Genomic DNA, 22,469 nt, shown 5'->3' with positions numbered 1-22,469 from the left:
GGTGTTCGGCGTTCAGACCGCGTCCGCGGCCGCCTGCGCCTCCCGCAGCGTGAACTGCCCCTCGTACAGCGCGGTCCCGACCACGACCGCGGCCGCGCCGGCCTCCTTCAGCGCGACCACGTCGTCGGTCGTCGCCACGCCGCCGGAGGCGATCACGGGCACGTCGACCGCGTCGGCCACCCGCACCACCGCCTCGCGGTCGACCCCGTCCAGTTGCCCCTCCACGTCGACGTCGGTGAACAGGACCGCGCCCGCGCCCAGTTCCTCGTAGCGCGCCGCGGCCTCCGCGGGGTCCAGTCCGGTGCCCTCGGTCCAGCCCGACACCACGACCTCGCCCCCCTTCGCGTCGAGGCTGACGACGACGCTGCCGGGATGGGTCTCGTCGATCGCCGCGACGATCTCCGGGGTTTCGACGGCCGCCGTGCCGAGGATGACGCGGTCGAGTCCCAGATCGAGCAGGTCGCGCGCGCCCTCGGCGGTCCGGATACCGCCGCCGAGCTGAAGGCCGACCTCGTTCGGAACGCTCTCGACGACCGACTCGATCGCGTCGGCGTTGACGCGCTCGCCCTCGAACGCGCCGTCGAGGTCGACGAGGTGGAGCGTCTCCGCGCCCGCGTCGATCCAGCGCTCGGCGGCCGCGACGGGGTCGCCGTAGCGTTTGCCCGTGCCGCGCTCGCCGCCGACCAGCTGGACGACCTCGCCGTCCTGTACGTCGACGGCGGGGATCACCTCGAACTCGGGGAACTGGTTCATACCGAGACACAGTCGCGGCCGGCGATTAAACGGGTCGGTTCGAGATGAAATAGGGGGCTGAGCGGAGAACGCCTCCGAAGGCGCAGTCACTTACTTATAAACAATCAGCTGTAGGTCGGCGGTGAACACCGCCAAAGCCCCAGCCGGGAGGCCACGGTACGCTCGTTGCGCTCCTCGCTCAGTCGCTAACGCTCCTTCGCTGCGGTGCTTACGTCGCCTACCGTGGCCTCCCGGCTGCCCCTTTGAGTCCCACCCGACCGCGACCGCGCGGCACCTCACGCCTCCCCAGCCTCGTCGGCCGGCCTCCGCTTCGCTCCGGCCGCCCGACTCCCTCGCGCGTGCTGTCTCGCGGCCGCCGGTGGCGGCCGCTCGCAGGCACGCGCCACCGCATTGCGTTTGTGAAGAGAGAATTTCAACGAAGCCGAAGATTCCGGAACCCCGACTCCCTCACTCCACGGAAATGAGCAGCTGCGAGACGTCCTCGTCGTAGGCGGCGGGGTCGGTCGCGAGCGCCTCGGCGGTCTCCGCGTCGGCGAGCTCCGTCACGGTGGTCTCGGCGTCGACCGAGTCGGGAAGCGCCTCGTCGAAGACCTCGATGAGCGGGTCGGTCGGGTACGCGCCGCCGGCGACGAGCACGTCGGTCCCGTCGTGCCAGACGCCGAGTCGCGCCTCGATGTCGATGGTCTGTCCCACGTCCGCCGTCGACCCGGTCGGGAGCGGGATCCCGCCGTCGAGCGCGTACTCGCCGGTCAGTCGCCACGTGGTCGCGGTGTGGCCGGACCGGACCGTGGTGGTCCCCTCCTCGGCGACCTCGACGTTCTCGATGCCGGCGTTCTGAAGCTGCGCGCGGAAGGCGTCGGTCGCCGCCGACTCCACCTCGCCCATCACCCGCTCTCGGCCGACGCCGGCCGGGAGCTGATCCAGCGCGGGCCGGAGGTCGATCCGGGTCGCGAAGAAGACAACCGGCGACCCCGACGCGTCGACCGTCTCGGCGAGCGCGTCCGCGACGGGCGCGTACTCGAAGATCCGGGTGCGTTCGAGCGCCCGAACGGTGACGGGACCGTACGACCCCTCGAACACCGTGCTCTCTGACTCATCGATCCGCCGCCAGTCGTCGATCCGGTCGCTCGTCACGTCGGGTTCCGGCACCGGGCCGTCGCGACCGCCGAGACAGCCGGCGAGACCGACGGCTCCGAGCGCCGCGCCGCCGGCGAGCAGTCGCCGCCGCGTGGTCCGCGTCGACCGCCCTCCGTGATTCTTCTCCATAGGCGACGGTGGCCGTCCCGAAGTAAAGAGATGTCGCCGAAATCGGGAGTATCTGGCGGCCGAGACGACAATTTCGAGACATGACCGTGCCGAACTCGGGGACGGAGCCGAGACCGCGGACGGATCCCTTATGTAACCACCGAGTACAACAACCGAGTGATGACCACCGACGAGAGCGAGACGCGGCGGCGACGCGCCCGGCCACACACCCGACGGCGGTTCCTCACGGCGGCCGGGGCGGCGGGGGCCGCCGCGCTCGCCGGCTGTAGCGCCGAGCGGGTCGACGACGGAGGCGACGGCGGAGACGGCACCGGGAACGAGACGGGCGACGGCGACGACGCCGACGGCAGCGACGGAGACGATGGCGACGACGAGACCCCGACGCTGACGGTGGCGACCTACACCAACTTCATCGACGCGCCCTCCGTGAGTCCCGGCGAGTGGCTCAAAGAGGAGTTCGAGAGCCGGTACGACGCCGAACTGGAGTGGGCGACGCCCGACAACGAGGTGAACTACTACGTCGAGCGCGCCGCCTCGGGCGCGGGCGTCGACGCCGACCTCTACGTCGGACTCACGACGGAGGACCTCGTGCGCGTCGACGAGGAACTCGACGACGACCTCTTCGCCGAGGCGGGCGAAATCGAGGGGAGCGGCGCGGTCAGGGAGGGACTCCAGTTCGACCCGTTCGACCGGGCAGTCCCGTTCGACACCGGCTACGTGAGCCTCGTGTACGACGGGACGACGATGGAGGCCCCGGAGACGTTCGACGGCCTGCTCGACGACGAGCACGCGGGCGCGCTCATCGCGCAGAACCCCGGCGGCTCCGCGACGGGTCGCGCGTTCCTCCTCCACACGATCAGCCGCTTCGGCGACGGCGGGGTCGCGAGCGACGGCGACGGCGAGACCGTTTCGGGCGAGGACGGCGACCCCGACTACGACTACCTCGACTACTGGGCCGACCTCCAGGAGAACGACGTGCGCGTGCTGGGGACGTGGGACGACGCGTACGCGGCCTGGAGCGAGGGGGAGGCGCCGATGGTCGTCTCCTACTCCACCGACCAGGTGTTCGCGGACATGGAGGGCCAGGACCTCGAGAAACACCAGATCCGCTTCCTGAACGACCAGGCGTACGCGAACCCCGAGGGGATGGCCGTCTTCGCCGACGCCGACGAGCCGGACCTCGCCCGGCGGTTCATGTCGTTCATGCTGGAGCCGGACGTTCAGGGGGAGATCGCCCAGCGCAACGTCGCGTTCCCGGCGACCGAGGGGGCCGAGCTGCCGAGCGACTACGCCGAGCTGGCACAGGAGCCGGCCGACCCGGTGACGTTCACCTACGACGAGCTCCAAGGCTCCGTCGACGCGTGGGTCGAGGCCTGGGAGCGGCAGTTCGCCGGGAACTAAGCCGCGTGCGCGACGAGGGGGAGAGCACGTGACGGAAGCCGACGGCGATCGCGCGGGTCGGGTGAGCCGCCTCCGCGAGGGCGTCGAGTCCCGCGCGCTGACCGCGCTCGCGGTCCTCACCAGCGCCGCGCTCGTCGTCGCCTTCTACTACCCGACCGCGACCGTCCTGGTGGAGGCGGTCGTCGTCGACGGCGCGGTTACCCTCGGTGTCTTCGCCGAGCTCCTCACCGATCCCTTCTACTTCGGCGAGATTGCCCGGCTGTTCGCCGGCGACTCCCCGATCGCGGTCGCGCGGGCGCTCCTCTCGCCGGACCGCCGGCTGGGGATCGTCGGGTTCACCGCGTATCAGGCGGTCCTCTCGACGGTTGCGAGCGTCGCGCTCGGCCTCCCGGCCGCCTACCTGCTCGCACGCTTCGAGTTCCCCGGCCGGAAGACGCTGCGCTCGCTCACAATCGTCCCGTTCGTCCTCCCGTCGATCATGGTCGCGGTCGGGTTCGTCGCCACGTTCGGCGAGAACGGCACGCTGAACGCCGCGCTGACGGGAATCGGCCTGCCCCTGGTCGATCTCATGTTCACCCTCGAAGCGGTGGTGATCGCCCACGCGTTCTACAACGCGCCCCTCGTGGCGCGCGTGACGACCGCGGCCTGGGAGTCGGTGGATGCGAGCGCGGTCGAGACCGCTCGGAGCCTCGGTGCCGGGCCGGTCCGGGCGTTCGTCGACGTGGTCGCGCCGCAGGTGTACCCCGCCGTGCTGACGGGCGCGGCGCTCACCTTCGTGTTCACCTTCGGGACCTTCCCCATCGTCCTCGCGCTCGGCGGGTTCCAGCTGGCGACGATCGAGGTGTTCGTCTACCGGCTCGTGCGCGACCTGAGCTACGCCGAGGCCGCCGCGCTGGCGGTCGTCGAACTGGCGATCTCGCTCGGGGTGCTGCTCGCGTACCTCCGGTACGAGGCCCGGAACGCGACGAGCACCCGCGGGGCGCGTCCCCTGCCGCGACGCTCGCTGGTCCCGTCCGCCCCGACGCTCCGCGAACTGCTGCCGCGGGCGGGGCTGGTCGCCTACGTCGTCGTCGCCGGAGTCGTCTTCCTCGCGCCGATCGCGTCGATGGTCCTCGCGAGCGTCACGGGCGGTGACGGCGCGCTCACGCTTGACCACTACCGGTTCCTGATCGACCGCCAGCAGACGGGGGCGGCGTTTCAGGTGCGGCCGTGGCCCGCCATCCGCAACTCGCTGGCGTTCGCGACGGCCGCGACGCTGCTCGCGCTCCCGATGGGCGTCGTCGTCGCGGTCCTGACCACGCGACGGTACCGCGGGCGGACGCTGGTCGACGCGGCCGCGATGGCCCCGCTGGCGGTGTCCGGGATAATCGTCGGACTCGGTCTCCTCCGGGGACTCGTCTTCGGCGTCGAGATCGCGGGGTGGCGGATCGCCGCGAGCGGGGCGGTCGCGATCGTCGTCGCGCACGCGGTCGCGGGCTACCCGTTCGTCGTGCGCACCGTCTCGCCCGGACTCTCCGGACTGGACCGCTCGCTCGTCGAGTCGGCGCGGGCGCTGGGCGCGTCGCGGGCGCGGGTGATCCGCGACGTGGAGCTGCCCCTCGTCTGGCCCGCGGTCGTCGCGGGCGCGGCGTTCGCGTTCGCGGTCTCGATCGGCGAGTTCACCTCGACGGTCGTGTTGGCGACCGGCGCCGACGCGTACACGATGCCCGTCGCGATCGAACGGTTCATCGGGCGGCGGCTCGGACCGGCGACCGCCATGGGCGTCGTCCTCCTCGTCGTCACCGGTCTCAGCTTCGTCGTCATCGAGCGGCTCGGAGGTGAGCACCGTGGACTCTGAGCCGGCGGGCGGCGGAGTCGACGGCGACGACCGCGGCGACGCGGAGGGCGGCGGCGACGGGACCGACGCCCCCGTCGCGGTCGAACTCGACGGCGTGACGAAGCGCTACGGGGAGACGGCCGCGGTCGACGACGTGAGCCTCCGGGTGCGCGAGGGGGAGTTCTTCACGCTCGTCGGTCCCTCCGGCTGCGGGAAGACGACGACGCTCCGGCTGATCGCGGGGTTCGAGGAGCCGACCACCGGGGCGGTCAGGTTCGGCGGCGAGTCGGTCGCGGGCGTTCCCCCCGAGGACCGCGACGTGGGCGTCGTGTTCCAGAGCTACGCGCTGTTCCCGCACATGACCGTCGGCGAGAACGTCGCGTACGGGCTGAACTTCGCCGACCCGCCCGAAGGGACGACGCGCGACGAGCGCGTCGCTGAACTGCTCGAACTGGTCGACCTCCCCGACGCGGCCGACCGCGACCCGGAGAGCCTCTCCGGCGGGCAACAGCAGCGGATCGCGATGGCGCGGGCGCTCGCGCCCGGTCCCGACGTGCTCCTCCTCGACGAGCCGATGAGCGCGCTCGACGCGCGGCTCCGCGAGCGGCTCCGCGCGCAGGTGAAGCGGATCCAGTCGGAGCTGGGGATCACGACGATATACGTCACCCACGATCAGGAGGAGGCGCTCGCCGTCTCGGACCGCGTCGCTGTGATGAACGACGGGACCCCCGAGCAGGTGGCTCCCCCGCGGACCGTCTACCGCGAACCCGCCACGCGGTTCGTCGCCAAATTCGTCGGCGACAACAACACCTTCGCGGGTCGGGTCGTCGACGCGACCGCCGACGGGGAACTCGCGGTCGACGTCGACGGCGGCGACGAGACGCTCCGCGTCGCGGTCGGGAGCGACGAGGAGGGGCAAGACGCGACCGCGACGCGCTCCCCCGATGTCGGCGACCGGATCGACTTCTGCGTCCGGCCGGAACACCTCCGCGTCGCGAGCGCGGACGAGGTGGCCGACGAGACCGCCGTCCCCGCGGGGGAGAACACTCTCCGGGCGACCGTCGCCAGCGCGGAGTTCCTCGGCGAGACGACGCGCGTCACGCTCGACTGGGGCGACCGCGAACTGCTCGTCCGCGCGGTCGACCCCCTCGACGGCGCGGTAACAGTCGGGTTCGACCCAGCAGACGCGCACGTGATCGAGGTCGAAAAGCAGTAACCATCCGCGGTGGCGCGTGCCTGCGAGTGGCCGCCTGCGGCGGCCGCGAGCAGCACGCGCGAGGGAGTCGCTGGCGGCAGCGCCGCCAGCGACGAGGCTGGGGAGGCGTGAGGCTGCGGTTGCCGTGCGGGGCGGGACTCAAAGGGGCAGCCGCGAGGCCGACGTCGGCGACGCAAGTACCGCAGGGAGGGAGCGGCAGCGACCGACCGAGGAACGCAGCGAGCGTACGTCGGCCTCGCGGCTGGGGCTTTGGAGGTGTTCACCGATCTGTCCGCTACGGCGAGCTATCGAACCACCCCGCCGAAACCAACCCTGTCGTAAACGTATCGAGGCGACACGCCTTACCCCGCGGACCCAGTAAGACGCACATATGGCCTCCGAGGCGTGCGACGTCTGCGAGCGGTCCGTCCGGATCGCCGGCGGGATCGGCGACCTGTGGAACTTCGCGTTCGAGTCGACGCAGGGACTCACGCTCGAACTCACCGACGGCTCGGAGTTCTTCCTCTGTTTCGACTGTATGGAGAAACTGCCCGACGACCACGAACCGACCGCCGAGGACGTCGCCGACCTCCGGGAGCGCACCGAGCCGGTCGAAGAGGACGGCAACCACTTCTGGCACTGGGGGTGACGCGGGTCGGTCCCTGACTTCCGCCCGCAACGGCCCCGAAAAGACCTACGACGTCAGTTCGCGCGCTACTTCTCGCCCGCGTCGGACTCCTCACTCGCATCCGACTTCTCACTCGCATCCGACTTCTCACTCGCATCCGACCCTTCGCCCGCGTCCGACTCCTCGTCGATTTCGGGTGTCGAGGGCTCCGGCTCGACGCCGGTCTCGGCGGGCGTCTCGGTCGCGTCGGTGACGTCGTTCGACCGCGAGCCGCTCCCGAACAGCCGGTCGAGGAGCCCTCGGTCGCTGCGCGGCTCGGCGAGCAGCACGGAACACTCCACGTCGGTGAGCACGTCCAAGACGAGGGAGCCGCGGACCAGCCGCGAGAGCAGCCCCTTCTGGGTCGCGCCGATGATCAGCATCGTCGCGTCGCGGGCGGCGCGCTCGATGCTGGTCTCGACGTCGCCGGTCTCGATCCGCAGCGTCGCGTCCGAGAGGTCGTGCGCGTCGGCCCACTCGGAGAGGAACGCGCGCCCCGCCTCCTCGTCGTCCTCGGCGACGTGGAGCAGCGTCACCTCGCCGTCGAACTCGGCCTGGAGCATCTTCGCGACGGCGCCCGAGAGGTCCGATGCCGGACCGCCCGCGGTCGGCACGAGGATCCGCGAGGGGTCGAAGCCGCGGTCGCGGAACACGAGGAAGTCCGAGGGGAGCGAGTACGCCAGCTCGTCGACGGCGGACTCGGCGCGCCCCGGCGCCCCGTGGGAGTCCTCGCCCCAGCCCATCACGGTCATGTCGGCGCCGTAGGTGCGCGCGGCGTCGAACACCTCCTCGAACACGCGGTGCGAGAGGACGACGTGCGTCTCCACGTCGACGCCGAACGTCTCGGCGTCGTCGCGGGCCCGGTCCAACAGGTCGTGTGCCGCCTCGTGGGCGCCGCGGTCGCGGGCCGCCTCGAGCGAGGTCTGGTCGGGGACGTTCGCGATGTTGACCGCGACGACGGTCCCGTTCCGCTGCTTGGCGATGGCGGACGCGAGCGTGATCAGGTGCTCCTCGGTCTTGGGGTTCGCGAGCGGTACCATCACGCGGTAGTCGCCACCGCTCGGCTGGACCGAGGTCGCGGCCGACACTGCGGGCTTGGGGAGTTCGTCGGACCGGTCGAGGATCCACGTCCCCAACACGCCGCGCGACTCGACCTTCCCGCGGGCGTACAGCAGGTACCACAGCACGGCGAACCCGACGAGTCCGGCCGAGATCGCGATGATCTGCGGTCGGATATAGACGATCAGCGCGAACGACGACACCGCGCCGATGACCGGAACGAACGGGTAGAAGGGGACCTCGAAGTCGGGATCGTACCCCTCGACCTCCGACTCGCGCATCACGATGAGCGCGATGTTGAGCAGGCCGTAGACGATGAGGTGGAGGACGGACCCCATCGTCGACAGCGACTCGACGCCCCCGGCGACGAGGAACACGAGGATGAGCGCGCCGGTGAGCGCGATCGACTTGTACGGGGTGCCGAACCGCTCGTGGATCTCGTTGAGCTTCGGGGTGACGATCTTCTCGCGGCCCATCGCGAAGTTGATCCGTGAAGAGGAGAGGATCGACGCGTTCGCCGAGGAGGCGGTCGCGAGCAGCCCGCCGATCAGGAGCATGCCGGCGCCGACGGCGCCGAGCGAGTAGCCGAACACCTCGTAGTTGCCGAACAGGATCCTGGCGGCGTCGACGACCGCAGTGTCGTTGTTCGCGACCAGCTCGTTCGGCACCGCCGCGAGCAGCACCAGCAGGAACAGCGCGTACACGACCGTGACGATGACGACCGAGCCGAGGACCGCGAGCGGGAGGTTCCGCCCGGGATTCTTGATCTCCTCGGCGACCGAGGTGATCTGGACGAATCCCAAGTACGAGACGAAGATGATCCCCGTGACCGGGAGCACCTGACTCGTCGTCCCCGGCGGCGCGAGCGGTCGCAGCGACTCCATGTTGGCGTTCAGCAGGCCGACGACGGTGAAGACGGCGAGGATACCCAGAAGCGACATCACGATGACGATCTGGAGACCACCCGTCTCCTTCGCGCCGAAGTAGTTGACCGCGATGAAAAGCAGCGCGCCCGCGAGTCCGATCACCTGCGCCGCCTCGAGCGTCACGAAGCCGATACCGACCGGGCCGAGTCCGACGAGCGCGTTGACGTACTCGCCGAAACCGTACATGTAGAAAGCGGACGCGAAGGCGAGTCCGAGCCAGTTCGCCCACCCCGCGACGGAGCCGAACATGGGACCGAGCGCGCGGTTGACGTAGAAGTACGCCCCGCCGGACTTCGGCATCGCGGTGCCGAGTTCGGAGGCCGACAGCGCGGTGAATAAGGCGATCACGCCGCCGAGGACGAACGTGAACGCCGCGAGCGGCCCGGCGAGCGCGACCGCGGTGCCGGGCAGGACGAAGATCCCCGCGCCGATCATCGTCCCGATCCCGATCGTGAGCGCCGCGAGCGGGCCGAGGTCCTTGGCCAGCTCCTCGTCGCCGCTCACGGAGGACCACCTCGGGCGGTTGTGACTCCTCGGGCGTGTATCATACGCTCTTTCTCTCCTGCGTTCTCATAAACCCGGTTGATCCGGGCGAGAGCGCCGTTTCCGGAAGCCGGTCCGCTCTCGGGCGTCAACGCGGCAACCTCCGCGCCTTTTGAATCTATCACAAGGTCCATACCCCAGCGCGACGCGGTACGATCCAACAGGTGGATCCCGTGACGAAGAAACGAGAATACCGCGACGACTACGACGAGAAGACGCTGTACATCCCCGGCCCGACGGAGGTCCGCGACGACGTCATCGAGGCGATGACAGAGTCGACGTTCGGCCACCGGATGGACCGGATGACGGACCTGTACACCACCATCGTCGAGGACACGAAGGAGTTCCTCGGCACCGACCACGAGGTCGTGATCCTCACCGGCTCCGGCACGGAGTTCTGGGAGGCGACGACGCTCAACCTCGTCGACGAGCGCGTCCTCGTCCCGACCTGTGGCGCGTTCAGCGAGCGCTACGCCAACGTCGCCGAGCGCCTCGGCAAGGACGTCGACCGACTGGAGTACGAGTGGGGTGAGGCCGTCAAGCCCGAGGACGTCCGCGAGGCGATCGAGTCCGCCGACGCGGCGTACGACATGGTCGCGGGCGTGCTGAACGAGTCCTCGACCGGGGTCCGGAACCCGATCGAGGAGATCGGCGACGTCCTCAAGGAGTACCCGGACACCTACTTCGCCGTCGACGCCGTCTCGTCACTCGGCGGCGACTACGTCGACATCGACGAGCACGGCATCGACGCCATCTTCGCGTCCACCCAGAAGGCGTTCGCGATGCCCCCCGGACTCGCAGTCTGCGTCGTCAGCGACGACGCCTACGACCGTGAGGTCGAGAAGGGCGACTCCTCGTGGTACGGCGGCTTCCGCCGCACCATCGACTACTACGACCGGAAGGGGCAGACCCACTCGACGCCCGCGATCCCGATCATGTTAGCGTATCGCAAACAGATGAAACACATGCTCGACGAGGGGCACCGCGCCCGCGACGAGCGCCACCGCGAGATGATGGAATACGTCCACGACTGGGCGGACGAACACTTCGCGATGTTCCCCGAGGAGGGGTACGAGTCGCAGACGGTCGCCTGCATCGAGAACACCCGAGACATCGACGTGGCCGCGACCATCGAGGAAGTCAGCGAGGAGTACGACATGGCCTTCTCGAACGGCTACGGCGACATCGGCGAGGAGACGTTCCGAATCGGCCACATGGGCGAGCACACCGTCAAGAGTGTGACGGAACTCACCGACGCCATCGAGGACGTGGCTGGTCTCTAATTCGGAGACCGCCCCCGAACCGGCCGCTCTTCCAACGCCTCAGTCCTCGTCGCGGTCGGCGACCAGTTCGATCCGGTAGATCCGACCCCCCGCGTCGGTCCGGTCGACGTCGGCGACGACGAAGGCGTGGTCGTCGACGTCGACGATGTCGCCCGTGTCGAGCGGTTCCGCCGGTCCCTCACCGGTCTCGTTTGCGTCGGCGACGGCGTCCGCGCCGACGCCGAGCGCGGCCTCGCCTCGGTCGATCGCGCGCCGCCAGAAGGCGTCCGAGGGCGGCCGCGGTCCCACCCGTGACGCCAGTTCGCTCCGCGTGAGTCGTCTCATCGGATTCGCCTCGTCGCGCGCGCCCTTAGCCGGTTCGGATCCGGGCGATACCCGACCCGACGCCGTACCGCCCTCACAGCCAGAGCAGCTGCGCGTGCCGCGTCTCCTCGAACTCCAAGACGGTCTCCTCGTCGACGAGACCGGCCTCGACGGCGACGCCGACCGACTCGGTGCCGACGATGTTCGCCACCTGCGCGCGCTGAAGCCCCGCGATAACCTCCTCGGCGGTCGCCTCGACGGCGTCGTCGCCGCCGTAGAACTCCTCGCTCACGGTGAGCGTGACCGGACCGTCCTCGTACGTCTCGCCGAGGCAGTCTGGGTCACAGACGGAGACGAGCCGTCCCTCGGCGGTCTCGCGCTCGCGCAGCAGCATTCAGAAGCCCTCGGGACCCTCGCCTTCAAGCTCTCGCTCCGGACCCTCCGCTTCGCCGTCCTGCCCGCTCCGGCCGCCGCTCTGTCCGCCGAGTCCACCGCCCTGCCCGCCGCGACCGCCGGCGCCGGGTTGCCCGCCGCGACCCTGTCCGCCGGCGCCGGGCTGGCCGCCGCGACCGCCCTGTGGCGGCTGCCCGCCGGGACCGGGTGCCTGACCGGTCTGCTCTTCGATCAGCTGTTCCTCGGTCTCGCGGCGGAGCTCCTCGGCCTGATCGGCGACCTCCTCGGCCTGCTCGTGCTCGCCGGCCTCTTCGAGGGCCCGCGCCTTCTCCTCGAGGACGCCCGCGTCGCGGTATCCCAGCCGGATCGCGTTGTCAAAGCACTTGACCGCGTCCTCGGCGAGTCCGCGCTCGACCAGGAGGAACCCGCGGTTGTACCACGCTTCGGCGAAGCGCGGGTCGGTCTCGACGGCGCGCTCGGCGTGTTCGAGCGCCTGCTCGCCCCGGCCGGACTCCCAGAGCGCGTACGCGAGGTTGGTCTCGGCGGTCGCGGCGTGCTCGGACTCCTCGTCGATGCGCAGCGCCTCCTGATAGGCGCCGACGGCCTGATCGAACTCCTCCAGTTGGGCGTGGGCGGCGCCTTTGTTCACCCGCGCCTCCTGGGCCTCCAGCGAGTCCTCCTCGGCGAAGCGAGCGGCGCGCTCGAACGTCTCCGTCGCCTCCTCGAAGCGGTTGATCCCCATGTACGAGAGACCCACGTCGATCAGCTGTTCGACGTCGACGTCCTCGCTGCCGATGTTCCGGCGGTCCAGCTCGTCGGTCAGCGCCCGGGAGTCGACCGGATCGACGCGGCTCGGGTCCTCGCCCAGCTCCGGCGGGTCCAGCGTGAACGCGTCGTAGTCGGCGTCGACGCCCTGCCCCGAGGAGAACTCGTGGCCGTCGTCGTCGCGTTCGTCGGTCATACCCCGTGATTGGCGGTCACGACGCGTAAGGGTTGCGTCGCACGGGTCCTTCGGGGAGGGTTCTCACGGGCGCGTTCGGAAAGCGAGGGCGGGACTCAGCCTCCGACGCGACGGATCGCGGACGTAGTTTTATCAGTTCGGCGCGTTGATATTCGGTCGATGACTGGTCCCCGACTCTCCACGCGGCTCCGCTTCGGCGTCGCGGCCCTCCTCGTCGCCGTCGCCGGCGCCGCCAGCCTCGCGGTCGCACCGAACCTCCCCGAACAGATGGTGACGCGGTGGAACGGCGCCGGCGAGCCGACCGGAACGCTCTCCCGAACGGTCGGGATGTGGCTCGTCCCGGGGCTCGCGGCCGGGCTGATCGGCCTGTTCGCGCTGCTCCCGCGGATCGATCCCCTCCGAGAGAACGTCGCCGCGTTCCGGGTCCACTACGACCGGTTCGTCGTCGTGTTCACCGCGTTCCTCGTCGCCGTCCACCTCGCCGTGCTCGCCGTCAACCTCGGCTACGCGGTCGACGTGACGACGCTCGCCGTGGCCGGTGGGGCCGCGCTGTTCTACTACGTCGGAACCGTGTTGCCCCACGTCGAGCCGAACTGGTTCCTCGGGATCCGCACGCCGTGGACGCTCAGCGACGACGCCGTGTGGGACCGGACCCACGCGCTCGGCGCCCGGCTGTTCAAGCTCTCGGCCGCGGTCGCGGTCGTCGGTCTCCTCTTCGGGAGGTACGCGGTCTACTTCCTCGTCGGGCCGGTGCTCGCGACCGCCGCGGTCACCGTGGTATACTCGTACGTCCTGTACGCGCGAGGGGCGAACGGGGGAGACGAGGGCGACGCCGCGGCCCGGACCGCGAAGTAGGATCAGACGACCGTCGCCGAGCGTCCCTCGTTCTGGCGAGTTCCGCCCCGGTGCCCGGCGTTTATACCCGCGGCCCCGAAGGGATGGGTATGACCGAGGAGTCACGCGCGGACCGGCGGTCGCCGGTCGGCGAACCGGTAGTCCGGTCGGACCCGGCGGTGACGGGCGACCGGGCCGCGGACGCGGTGGGGTTCGACCCGAACGACCCCGACAGCGTCGCTGAGGCCGCGGAGACGGTGGCCCGGTTCGCGGCCGGCGACGTGGGCGACGACGACAACGTCCTAATGTTGCGCGGCGCCGCGGCCTGCGCGGCGCTCGTCCGCGGGGTCGGATCGTACAAGGAGGCGGCCGAGCGCGCGGGCGGGGGCGTCTCCGTCGCGTTCATCCGCAAGTGGGCGCGGGTCCACGACCTCCCGCAGGCGATCCGCAGACAGGTCGCTAACGGGTGGATCGCGCCGAGCGCCGCGAAGCACGTCGCGCGGCTCGGCGGTCGGGACCGCTACCTGCTCGCGTGGGCGGCGATCGACGGCGACCTCACGGTCCGAGAGGTGCGCGCGATCGCCTCGGCGGTCAACGACGGGACCGACATCGAGACCGCGGTCCGCGACGCGGGCGTCGAACTCGGCCGGCTTCAGCTCCGGCTCCCGGCGGACACCTACGTCGAACTGCGCCGTCGCGCCTCGATGGAGACCGTCGAGCCGGGAGCGATCGTCGCCGACGCGGTCGACGAGTACCTCGCGGACGACGAGTAGCTCCGCCGAGGGGCGACGGCGAGCGGCCGTGACGCGTTCGAGTCGGACGACCGACCCCTACCGCGGTTCTAAACGTTTATCCGTCGGCTGACCCTACGGCGATTCGCCTGGGCCGGTAGCTCAGTTAGGGAGAGCGTCCGGCTTTTAACCGGACGGTCGGGGGTTCGAATCCCTCCCGGCCCGTTTTCCTGCGACCAACGAGAGCAGTGAAAACGCCAGAGGGATTCGAAGAGACCGGTCACTCCGCCCCGCCGGCCCACTCCAAGGCCGCCCGCTGGCAGTCGAGCAGTGTGCCGAGATGATCCGCTTCGACGGTCTCCAGGGTCCCGCCGCGCTCCCGAACGAGCGCCCGAACGGGGGGAAGCGGCGTGTTCTCGTCGGTCGTGCCGTGCCAGGCGCAGATCGGGGTGTCCGGCAGATCCGGGTCGAGCGACGCGCTCGCGAAGGCCCGATTCTCGCGTTCGACCGCCGCCGCGCCGGGGGCGAGCGCCTCGTGGAAGTCGGCCGCCACCGCGTCGGCGACCGCGTCTGAGACGGACCGGTCGGTGTACTGCGAGACGACCGCGCTCGGCCCGGAGACCGACGCGACCGTCTTCGAGACCCGGAACACCGCGCGCAGCGCGAACGGGACCGACGCGAGCGTCGCGAGCGCGTTCTCGGCCGGGGGGACGACGGCGCTCACCAGTCCGACCCGAGCCACTCGGTCGTCGCTCGCGGCGGCGAGCGCGAACGGGCCGCCGCCGGAGAACCCCAAGGATCCGGCCTGCTCGACCGACTCCGCGTCGAGGAGTTCGCCGACATCGTCTCCCCATTCCTCCCACGACCACTCCTCCGAGGGCGGCGACGAGCGACCGTATCCCGGGCGGTCCGGGACGAGGATCCGAACGCCGACCTCGGCCGCGGTGCCCGACAGCAGCGCCCCGAACAGCCGCGATCCCGGCGTGCCGTGGTGGACGACCACCGGCCGGCCGTCGGGGTCGCCGCCGGTCGCGTACGCGAGGGTGCGTCCGTCGGGGAGGGTACACGCGTCAGTCGAGAGAGCCGCTGAGTCGGGCGACATGATGGGACCTACGCGGCGGTTCTCGGAGGAGGGGAAAACGGGTTGCGGACTCGCGTTCCCGGCGTCGACGCCGGCGTCGCTAGCGGCCGTCGAAAGGGGGAGAGAAGCGTGTGGCGCGTTACCGTGTGGAGCGTCAGCGTGTGACGCGCCTGCGTGTAACCGCGAACCGCTCAGTAGCCGAGCTGCTCGCGCACGAGGACGACCGTCGTCCGGCCCTCCTCGGTCTCGCGGCGGTAGACGAGCTGCTTGGCGACAGCGGACTCGACGCCGTACGCCTCCTGTGCGCGCTCGTTCTCCAGCGGGTACGCGACCGACTCCAGCCGGTCGAAGGCGTCCGAGAGCGTCGGGACGATCTTGTTGATCCCGGTGACGATGACGACGTTGCCCGCGGCGAACGGGTATGCGCCGATTCGGCTGCCGGAGAGGTCGGCGGCGACCAGCTCGCCCGTCTGCGCGACCGCGTTAATTCCGCCGAGGAAGTAGTCGGCCGTCTGCGACTCGCGTCGCGCCGTCTGTCGCTCCGCGTCGTCGTCGATGCTCCAGATCTGGTCCGGCAGGCTCTCCCACTCGTGGTCGCCCCCGCTCAGGAACTCGTCGAACCCGATCTCTTCGAGCGTCGTCGAGTGGCCGTTCATCACCGAGACCCCATCGGGGATCTGCGATTTCACGGTCTCCAGCGCCTCGTCGGCGTCGTCGACGACGATCACATCGAAGCCGCGCTCTTCGAGGTTCGCGACCGTCTCCTCGACTGTCTCGTCGTCGGGGAGCTGGTCCAGTTCCGCGTCGATTTCCGTGTCGTCTGCGTAGTCGGCTTTCTGCTGTGGCATGGTGAACGTGAGAACCTCGTCGATAGATCGGAGGGGCGGGAGTCACTTAACGGCTCGCGGACACCGCCGTCCCGTGGTTACGCGAGTGTTATCCTCGTGTCGGGCGAGCCGAATGTGAGGGTTGGTAGCGCGGTTCGGTGTGAGGCGAAAGGGTAACGCGATCGAGCGACGAGCGGGACGCTCGGCGGCGGAGTCGTCGATAAAAATCGCGTGTCGTCGAGGCCCGAAGGGGCGCGCGACGGTCGGTATGCGGACGGTTCGGTGGAGCGGCTGCGGTCGGCGTGGGTGTGTGGTGTGGCCTACGCGAAGCTCACATCGCACCGCCCATGCCGCCCATGCCGCCCATGCCGCCGCCCATTCCGCCGGGCGCGCCGCCGGGACCGCCGTCGTCGCCGCCGTCGTCGGTGCCGCCGCCCTTGAGGTCGCCGGCCGCGATGACGTCGTCGATGCGGAGGATCATGACGGCCGCCTCGGTGGCGGACTCGATGGCCTGGGTCTTGACGCGGAGCGGCTCCACGACGCCCTCGGCCTCCATGTCGATCACGTCGCCCGTGTAGGCGTCGAGACCGGCGCCGAACTCGCCGCCGTCGTGGCGGGAGCGGAGGTCGACCAGCGAGTCGATGGGGTCGAGACCCGCGTTCTCGGCGAGGGTGCGCGGGACGACTTCCAGCGCGTCGGCGAACGCCTCGACGGCGAGCTGCTCGCGGCCGCCGACGGAGTCGGCGAAGTCGCGGAGCTGCAGCGCCAGCTCGGCCTCGGGCGCGCCGCCGCCGGGCAGCACCTTCCCGTCGAGCAGCGTCGTGCGGACGACGCCGAGCGAGTCGTCGATGGCGCGCTCGACCTCGTCGACGACGTGCTCGGTGCCGCCGCGGAGGATGAGGGTGACGGACTTCGCTTCCTCGACGTCCTCGACGAAGATGCGCTCGTCGCCGCCGATGTCCTTCTGGGCGACGGAGCCGGCGAAGCCGAGGTCGTCGGACTCGATGTCGTCGAGGTTGGCGACGACGCGGCCGCCGGTCGCGCGGGCGAGGCGCTTGAGGTCGTCGGACTTCGCGCGGCGGACGGCGAGGATACCCTCCTGCGCGAGGTAGTGCTGCGCCATGTCGTCGATGCCGTCACCGACGAAGACGACGTCGGCGCCGATGTCGACGAGGTGGTCGACCATCTCGCGGAGCTGCGCTTCCTCCTGGTCGAGGAACTGCTGGAGCTGGTCGGGGTCCGTGACGTTGACCTCAGCGTCGATCTCCGTCTCCTTCACTTCGATGGCGCCGTCGAACAACGCCACGTCGGCGTCCTCGACCGCGAAGGGCATGTTCTCGTCGACGCGCTCCTTGTCGACGATGACGCCCTCGACGAGCTCGGACTCGTCGATGGAGCTGCCGACGACCTTCTCGACGGAGACGTTCTCCGTGTCGATGCCGTCGTCGTCCCGGACCGCGAGGACGGCGTCGACGACGAGCTCGGCGAGGAGGTCCTTGGAGTTCTCCGCGCCCTTGCCCGTCATCGCCGTCTCGGCGATCTCGACGAGCGTGTCGTAGTCGTCCGCGGAGACGTCGATGGCCTCCTCGTCGAGGATCTCCTTGGCCTTCTCGGCGGCCTGACGGTACCCCTGCGCGAGGGTCGTCGCGTGAATGTCCTGGTCGAGGAGCTCCTCGGCCTGATCGAGGAGCTCACCGGCGACCACGACCGCGGAGGTGGTGCCGTCGCCGACCTCCTCCTCCTGCGTCTCGCTTACCTCGACGATCATGTTGGCCGCCGGGTGGTCGATGTCCATCTCCTTCAGGATGGTGACGCCGTCGTTCGTGACGACGACGGACCCGCCGGAGTCGACGAGCATCTTGTCCATCCCTTTCGGGCCGAGCGTGGTGCGGACGGACTCCGCGACCGCCTTCCCGGCCGTGATGTTCATGTTCTGCGCGTCCTTTCCGGAGGTACGCTGCGACTCTTCAGAAAGTACGATCATGGGCTGATTGCCCATCCGCTGACGCTGTGACATTACAACCATTGATTGTTTGTGATTCTATATAAACCCTTCGCTCGGTGTGTGCGTAACCGCAACACAGTGGGGGAGTATCGGTCGGTGTGCGGTGCGTTCACACGTTCCTTTTTATAGAACCCCAGATCGAGCGTTGGGACGAACGACGCTGTCGGCTGCGGGACGGGACAGCGGTATCGTCCGCCGGGGGTATCCGAGATCCGAACCGCGTCATCGAGAGCGGCTCCTGCGGGGTCCGAGGCAACTGTTAATATTCCACAGGGTAGACGGAGAACCATGCCGAGGCGCTTGGATCGGCGTCAGCTCCTCCGGCGAGGCGGTGTCGTCGCCGCTGCGGGAATCGCCGGCTGTACCGGGAGCGGCTCCACGGAGGGGTCCGACGGCGAGACGGGGACGGATACCGGATCGGGTACGACAGAGGAATCGTCGGCCGGGAGCGGTTCCGGCGGTGAGGAGGCGCGGCGTGAGAACCCGAACACGATTTTCGTGGCCGAAGACGGCGCGTTGAGCGCTTCGGGGACGACTGACGATCCGCTCAGTTCGATTCAGGACGCGCTGTCCCGGGTGGAGCCGGGCGATACGATCCGGGTTCGCCCGGGCGTGTACGAGGAACGGGTCGCGCCACCTCGAGGCGGCCGGCCGGGCGACCCGATCACTATCACCGGTCCGCCGGACGCGGTCCTGAAAAGCGATCCGCGGCAGTACAACGTGGTGTTGATCCGGCACAGCCACGTCCACATCACCGGACTCACGATCGACGGACTGGAAAACCCGGACGCGCCCGAGGAGGCCGACTCGTACAGTCGGGCCCAGCTGGTTCAGACCCGCCCCCCGACCGACACCGACGAGTACCTCACCGATATCGTCGTCTCGCCGCACCGCATCGGCAACACGCAGAAATCGATAGTGAGCCTGGAGCGAACCCGGAACGTCGAGGTCGGGCCGTTCCGCGTTATCGGGCCCGCCGGAGCGAAGTACCTGTTCGCCGACCGGGCGGGCCACAACGGAGAGATCGTGTACGTGGGGACCTCGCCGAGCAACCTAGAGACCGATTGGCACCCGTGGTCGGAGTACGATCAGTCGAGCGACGTGCTGATCCACCACATCGACAACAGCGAGGGGTACGGCCACTCGGAGCTGGTGAACACGAAGCTCGGAACGCACGACGTTACCGTCGAGTACTGTACGGACGGCGGGGGGTCGCGGAACACCGAGGACTCCCCGGCCGCCTCAGTTCGGTTCCAGAGCTTCGACGCGACCCTCAGGTGGTGCGACCTCCGGAACGGTCTGGGATACGGCGTCGAGATCGCGAGCTTCAAGGCGCGAGACGCGCAGAAGGACCGGTCCGAGCCCTCGGAGATCCAACGCCGCGGCGGGACCGACAACGCGGTGTACGGAAACCGGATCGCTGGGTTCGACGATGCCGCCATCGCGTATCCCGTCGACTCGCAGACAGAGAGGGACCAGCGACGCGTCTGCGGCAACGAGTACGACGGAGAGAGTACGGGCGACCCCGGCGCGTCCTGTTCCTCGGCGGTCCCTCAGGGGGACGGGCTCGGCCACACCGGAGGAGACAGCCCGTGGGCTTGACCGCGGAGTGACGGTCCGTGGGGCTGACCGTGGACGGCGCCCCTCAGCCGTCGAACGGGAGGACTACTGCGGCGCGTTGAAGCTTACGTCGTCGTCGAGCTCGTTCGACATGCGCTCTAAGTAGGAGTACACCGCGCCGTGGGGTGCCCCGTCGAGCAGCATCCCGACCGCCCGCCGGACCACTTCGAGCTCCTCGGGCTGGCCCACGGCGCCCACCGTCGACCCGTAAACCACGACGTTCGCGCCCGACAGCTCCTCCATAAGCTCCCGCGTCCGACCGTTCTCGCCGATGATCCGGCCCTTCTTGCGCTGGAGGTCGTTGTCGTTGCGGGTGTGCTCCGACAGGTCGATCAGATCGAGCGTCCGGAGGTCGTGATCGAGGATCGACAGCGCGGTCTCCGGCTTGAAGCCGCGACCGATCGCCTTGATCACGTCCGGCGCCACCATCGCCGCCACGGGGTCGTCGCGCTCCTCGATGGCGACGCTCCCCGACTCCGAGTCGATGTCGAGCCGCACGTTCGCCCGCTCTTCGATCTCCCGCATCGTCTCGCCGCCGGCGCCGATGACGACGCCGATACGGTCCTGCGGAACCGTCACGTGTTGCATACCACGAGTTACCCGGCCGAGCCTTTTAAGCGTGTTCCGCCGCGGGCGGTGTGTGCCGGTATAACGGTTCTCGCCGGCGATTTAGCTCTCGATTCGAACACCGCCGGGCACGGTTCCTGCGTCAGTATCGCGAGGACGAACGGACCGAGTAGACCGCCTCCTCGGAATCAGGTCACTCCCGGCGGGAGCAGGAGGTTCCAGTACCAGAGAAGCCAGCAGCCCGCGAGCAGCGAGCCGGCGACGAGCGCGTACTGGATCCGCTCGAACGGGTCCCACCGCTCGCTCGTCCAGCTGTACCCGGCGACGCCGGTAGTCGCGATGGTCCCGGCCGCACCGAGACCCGTTCCGACGAACAAGAGCTGGAACGTGGCTGGCGGGTCCGAAAGCACCATAAGCGGCGTTGCGAGGAAGTGGACGACGATCGAGACCACCGAAGCGAACAGGACGCTGAACGAACCCGCCGCGAGGAGTTTCGCTCTCACGACATCGCCTGTAACTGCGGTCCGCCAACCGGGGAACCCGCTGTCGCCGTCCCTCCGAAGCCACCGATACAGCGCAGCGGCCGGCCAGCCGACGAGAGCCAACATCGCTCCGAGAACGGTTCCGACGGCCAGAACGCCGTGAACTGAGAGCCGATCGAGTCCGTCTACTCGGGCCAGCGCCGTCGGACTGCCCCCGTGGAACAGGTATCGCACCTCGCCGCCCTCCTCGCCGAACGCGATCCGCCGGCTTCCGTCAGTTCGCTCGAAGACGAGCGGTTCGATCTCGACCCATCGCTCCGTCGCGGCGCCCTGCTCGGTGACGAGCGCGCCGTCCTCGTCGAAGCGAACGTCGATAGTGGCCGCGTTCAGCGCGGACGTCGCCCGGTCGTGCCACGTGTGCGAGCGCTGTACCGATCGGTACGTGCCCGCGATCTCGTCGGCGCGGGCCGGCGGTCCGTCGGGCGTAAGTGACGCCGTCTCGGGCGCGGGGAGTACCTCGTCGAGGAGTTCGTCGACCACGTCGGTCGCCGCGGCGCTCCCGGCCGGCGCGTTAAACGAGACGAACAGCCCGAAGTCGTACTCCGGGACGAGCACGAGGTGACTGTAAAACGAGAGCGTCGCGCCGTTGTGCCAGAGCGTTCGGACGTCGCCGTGGGACTTCTCGATCAGCCCGAACGCCATGCCGGGGAGCCGGTCGTGGTGGGTCGCCCACCGCTCGTGCATCGCGTCGATCGCTCCGGGTTCGAGGACCTGCTCGCCGTCCAGCTCGCCGCCGTTCAGCTGCAGTTCGAGGAACCGTCCCATATCGCTCGCCGTCGCCGACATCGATCCGGCCGGCCGCAGCCCGAGGAGCGGGAACTCGCCGTCTCGATACGTGCCCGTGGAGCCGTACCCGGTCGCGTGCGCCTCCGCCATCGAATCCGGAAGGGGCTGTCTGAAACTGCTGTCGGCCATCCCGGCCGGCCGGAGGAGGGACTCGTCGATCGCCCGGTGGAACGGTTCGTCCGCGTGTGCCGCCAGCACCTGTCCCGCGAGCGCGTAGCCGAAGTTGGCGTACGACCCGATCCGCCCCGGCGCTCGAACGCGCTTCTGGGGATCGTTCCGGAGATACGACTCCAGCGGTCGGAGGTCGTCTTCGTCCGGGATCCACATCCCGCGGTTCGTCGACTCGAATCCGCCGCGGTGCGTGACGAGATCCGTCAGCGTGACTGGTTCGTCCTCGGACGCGTCAATCGGGACGTCGAGACGGCGGCTGACGTCGGCGTCGGGGTCGATCTCGTCTCGTTCGATGCGGTCCATCAGCGCGGTCGCGACGACCGGTTTGGAAACGGACCCGATCCGGAACGCCGTCTCCTCCGGGTCGACCGGCGCTTCGGTCTCTCGGTCGGCGACGCCGTACCCCTTGGCCAGGGGCGGGGAACCGTCCGAGACGACGGCGACGCTGGCACCGGGAACGTCGTGTTCGGCCAGGCTCGCCTCGACCGCCTCGTCGAGGCGTCGTTCGACGTCGGACCCGAGTTGCTCGTTCGTCGCCGTGGACGGGGACGCGTCCGACGGTGAGACGGGCGGACCGGCGAGTGCGGCGGTACAGGCAGCACCGGTTCCAGCGAGGAACCGGCGCCGGGAGGGCGAACGTCGCATCACTGCGCGTGTCCAGCCGTGAGAACAAAAATGTTGGGCAGCTACCTCCTGAAAACTGTATTTCGTTCGTCGAATCGGGACGCGCGAAAATTCC

18 protein-coding genes, 1 tRNA gene and 1 pseudogene are annotated in these 22,469 nt (G+C 69.6%); 9 read left to right on the top strand and 11 right to left on the bottom strand.

What is annotated here, in order from left to right; genetic code table 11:
* Positions 1–12: 12 nt before the first annotated feature.
* Together hisA and J2744_RS04395 are read right to left on the bottom strand one after the other, a co-directional pair.
* Positions 13–753 carry a 1-(5-phosphoribosyl)-5-[(5-phosphoribosylamino)methylideneamino]imidazole-4-carboxamide isomerase gene (gene hisA, locus J2744_RS04400; RefSeq protein WP_209545059.1) on the bottom strand — a complete coding sequence of 247 codons (741 nt, stop codon included), beginning with the start codon at positions 751–753 and terminating at the stop codon, positions 13–15.
* Between the two features lie 447 nt (positions 754–1,200).
* Positions 1,201–2,019 carry a hypothetical protein gene (locus J2744_RS04395; RefSeq protein ID WP_209545057.1) on the bottom strand — a complete coding sequence of 273 codons (819 nt, stop codon included), beginning with the start codon at positions 2,017–2,019 and terminating at the stop codon, positions 1,201–1,203.
* Positions 2,020–2,178: 159 nt separating this feature from the next.
* On the opposite strand from J2744_RS04395, the gene J2744_RS04390 reads away from it, so the two are divergent.
* The 4 genes from J2744_RS04390 to J2744_RS04375 all read left to right on the top strand — a co-directional run bounded on the left by J2744_RS04390 (position 2,179) and on the right by J2744_RS04375 (position 7,080).
* A complete protein-coding gene (locus J2744_RS04390; protein WP_209545055.1) occupies positions 2,179–3,420 on the top strand; it encodes a thiamine ABC transporter substrate-binding protein in 1,242 nt (413 codons plus the stop codon).
* Between the two features lie 28 nt (positions 3,421–3,448).
* The gene (locus tag J2744_RS04385) at positions 3,449–5,257 is read left to right on the top strand and encodes an ABC transporter permease (protein ID WP_209545053.1); all 1,809 of its coding nucleotides are present in this window, start codon (positions 3,449–3,451) and stop codon (positions 5,255–5,257) included.
* Positions 5,247–6,452, top strand: a complete 1,206-nt coding sequence (locus J2744_RS04380; protein ID WP_394357711.1) for an ABC transporter ATP-binding protein — start codon at positions 5,247–5,249, stop codon at positions 6,450–6,452. The genes J2744_RS04385 and J2744_RS04380 overlap by 11 nt, the downstream gene beginning before the upstream one ends.
* A 370-nt stretch (positions 6,453–6,822) precedes the next feature.
* On the top strand, positions 6,823–7,080 hold the full coding sequence (locus tag J2744_RS04375) for a DUF7561 family protein (protein WP_209545040.1): 258 nt from the start codon (positions 6,823–6,825) through the stop codon (positions 7,078–7,080).
* Between the two features lie 65 nt (positions 7,081–7,145).
* Here J2744_RS04375 and J2744_RS04370 read toward each other — a convergent pair whose 3' ends face one another.
* Positions 7,146–9,587: an amino acid permease gene (locus J2744_RS04370; protein ID WP_209545038.1), complete on the bottom strand. Its 2,442-nt coding sequence runs from the start codon at positions 9,585–9,587 to the stop codon at positions 7,146–7,148.
* Between the two features lie 212 nt (positions 9,588–9,799).
* Here J2744_RS04370 and J2744_RS04365 point away from each other — a divergent pair, with 212 nt between their 5' ends.
* Positions 9,800–10,909, top strand: coding sequence for a pyridoxal-phosphate-dependent aminotransferase family protein (locus tag J2744_RS04365; RefSeq protein WP_209545036.1), 1,110 nt, complete (start codon positions 9,800–9,802; stop codon positions 10,907–10,909).
* 39 nt (positions 10,910–10,948) lie between these two features.
* Here J2744_RS04365 and J2744_RS04360 read toward each other — a convergent pair whose 3' ends face one another.
* From J2744_RS04360 to J2744_RS04350, 3 genes are all read right to left on the bottom strand, one after another.
* Entirely contained in the window at positions 10,949–11,233 is a 285-nt protein-coding gene (locus tag J2744_RS04360; protein WP_209545034.1) for a hypothetical protein, read from the bottom strand.
* Between the two features lie 73 nt (positions 11,234–11,306).
* Positions 11,307–11,606, bottom strand: a complete 300-nt coding sequence (locus J2744_RS04355; RefSeq protein WP_209545024.1) for a DUF424 domain-containing protein — start codon at positions 11,604–11,606, stop codon at positions 11,307–11,309.
* Positions 11,607–12,566: a tetratricopeptide repeat protein gene (locus J2744_RS04350; RefSeq protein WP_209545022.1), complete on the bottom strand. Its 960-nt coding sequence runs from the start codon at positions 12,564–12,566 to the stop codon at positions 11,607–11,609.
* Between the two features lie 159 nt (positions 12,567–12,725).
* On the opposite strand from J2744_RS04350, the gene J2744_RS04345 reads away from it, so the two are divergent.
* The 3 genes and pseudogenes from J2744_RS04345 (at position 12,726) to J2744_RS04335 (ending at position 14,356) form a co-directional block, all read left to right on the top strand.
* Positions 12,726–13,421 (top strand): SdpI family protein, encoded by a 696-nt coding sequence (locus J2744_RS04345; protein ID WP_209545020.1) that lies wholly within the window; start codon positions 12,726–12,728, stop codon positions 13,419–13,421.
* Positions 13,422–13,504: 83 nt separating this feature from the next.
* Positions 13,505–14,026 (top strand): annotated as a pseudogene (locus J2744_RS04340) (DUF7119 family protein); the annotation flags it as partial.
* Positions 14,027–14,282: 256 nt separating this feature from the next.
* Positions 14,283–14,356 (top strand) — tRNA-Lys (locus J2744_RS04335).
* A 55-nt stretch (positions 14,357–14,411) separates the two neighbouring features.
* Here J2744_RS04335 and J2744_RS04330 read toward each other — a convergent pair.
* The 3 genes from J2744_RS04330 to thsA all read right to left on the bottom strand — a co-directional run bounded on the left by J2744_RS04330 (position 14,412) and on the right by thsA (position 18,023).
* The gene (locus J2744_RS04330; RefSeq protein ID WP_209545015.1) at positions 14,412–15,233 is read right to left on the bottom strand and encodes an alpha/beta fold hydrolase; all 822 of its coding nucleotides are present in this window, start codon (positions 15,231–15,233) and stop codon (positions 14,412–14,414) included.
* A 170-nt stretch (positions 15,234–15,403) separates the two neighbouring features.
* Positions 15,404–16,060: a lactate utilization protein gene (locus tag J2744_RS04325; protein ID WP_209545014.1), complete on the bottom strand. Its 657-nt coding sequence runs from the start codon at positions 16,058–16,060 to the stop codon at positions 15,404–15,406.
* 310 nt (positions 16,061–16,370) lie between these two features.
* Positions 16,371–18,023, bottom strand: coding sequence for a thermosome subunit alpha (gene thsA / locus J2744_RS04320; RefSeq protein ID WP_209545698.1), 1,653 nt, complete (start codon positions 18,021–18,023; stop codon positions 16,371–16,373).
* A 309-nt stretch (positions 18,024–18,332) separates the two neighbouring features.
* Here thsA and J2744_RS04315 point away from each other — a divergent pair, with 309 nt between their 5' ends.
* Positions 18,333–19,646, top strand: coding sequence for a right-handed parallel beta-helix repeat-containing protein (locus tag J2744_RS04315; RefSeq protein WP_209545005.1), 1,314 nt, complete (start codon positions 18,333–18,335; stop codon positions 19,644–19,646).
* 63 nt (positions 19,647–19,709) lie between these two features.
* Here J2744_RS04315 and J2744_RS04310 read toward each other — a convergent pair whose 3' ends face one another.
* Both J2744_RS04310 and J2744_RS04305 read right to left on the bottom strand, forming a co-directional pair.
* Positions 19,710–20,252, bottom strand: a complete 543-nt coding sequence (locus tag J2744_RS04310) for a KH domain-containing protein (RefSeq protein ID WP_006629113.1) — start codon at positions 20,250–20,252, stop codon at positions 19,710–19,712.
* Positions 20,253–20,419: 167 nt separating this feature from the next.
* On the bottom strand, positions 20,420–22,375 hold the full coding sequence (locus J2744_RS04305; RefSeq protein ID WP_209545003.1) for a serine hydrolase domain-containing protein: 1,956 nt from the start codon (positions 22,373–22,375) through the stop codon (positions 20,420–20,422).
* Positions 22,376–22,469 lie beyond the last annotated feature (94 nt).

It is taken from the genome of Halorubrum trapanicum, assembly GCF_017873555.1.
Classification (GTDB): domain Archaea; phylum Halobacteriota; class Halobacteria; order Halobacteriales; family Haloferacaceae; genus Halorubrum; species Halorubrum trapanicum.
Note: the sequence above shows the minus strand (reverse complement) of the source record. Positions and strands in the feature narration are given on the sequence as shown.

Bases quoted from the DNA above. Each gene is read 5' to 3' on its own strand.
- hisA (WP_209545059.1), bottom strand. From the start codon at position 753: ATGAACCAGTTCCCCGAGTTCGAGGTGATCCCCGCCGTCGACGTACAG.
- J2744_RS04395 (WP_209545057.1), bottom strand. From the start codon at position 2,019: ATGGAGAAGAATCACGGAGGGCGGTCGACGCGGACCACGCGGCGGCGA.
- J2744_RS04390 (WP_209545055.1), top strand. From the start codon at position 2,179: ATGACCACCGACGAGAGCGAGACGCGGCGGCGACGCGCCCGGCCACAC.
- J2744_RS04375 (WP_209545040.1), top strand. From the start codon at position 6,823: ATGGCCTCCGAGGCGTGCGACGTCTGCGAGCGGTCCGTCCGGATCGCC.
- J2744_RS04360 (WP_209545034.1), bottom strand. From the start codon at position 11,233: ATGAGACGACTCACGCGGAGCGAACTGGCGTCACGGGTGGGACCGCGG.
- J2744_RS04355 (WP_209545024.1), bottom strand. From the start codon at position 11,606: ATGCTGCTGCGCGAGCGCGAGACCGCCGAGGGACGGCTCGTCTCCGTC.
- J2744_RS04350 (WP_209545022.1), bottom strand. From the start codon at position 12,566: ATGACCGACGAACGCGACGACGACGGCCACGAGTTCTCCTCGGGGCAG.
- J2744_RS04345 (WP_209545020.1), top strand. From the start codon at position 12,726: ATGACTGGTCCCCGACTCTCCACGCGGCTCCGCTTCGGCGTCGCGGCC.
- J2744_RS04330 (WP_209545015.1), bottom strand. From the start codon at position 15,233: ATGTCGCCCGACTCAGCGGCTCTCTCGACTGACGCGTGTACCCTCCCC.
- J2744_RS04325 (WP_209545014.1), bottom strand. From the start codon at position 16,060: ATGCCACAGCAGAAAGCCGACTACGCAGACGACACGGAAATCGACGCG.
- thsA (WP_209545698.1), bottom strand. From the start codon at position 18,023: ATGATCGTACTTTCTGAAGAGTCGCAGCGTACCTCCGGAAAGGACGCG.
- J2744_RS04315 (WP_209545005.1), top strand. From the start codon at position 18,333: ATGCCGAGGCGCTTGGATCGGCGTCAGCTCCTCCGGCGAGGCGGTGTC.
- J2744_RS04310 (WP_006629113.1), bottom strand. From the start codon at position 20,252: ATGCAACACGTGACGGTTCCGCAGGACCGTATCGGCGTCGTCATCGGC.
- J2744_RS04305 (WP_209545003.1), bottom strand. From the start codon at position 22,375: ATGCGACGTTCGCCCTCCCGGCGCCGGTTCCTCGCTGGAACCGGTGCT.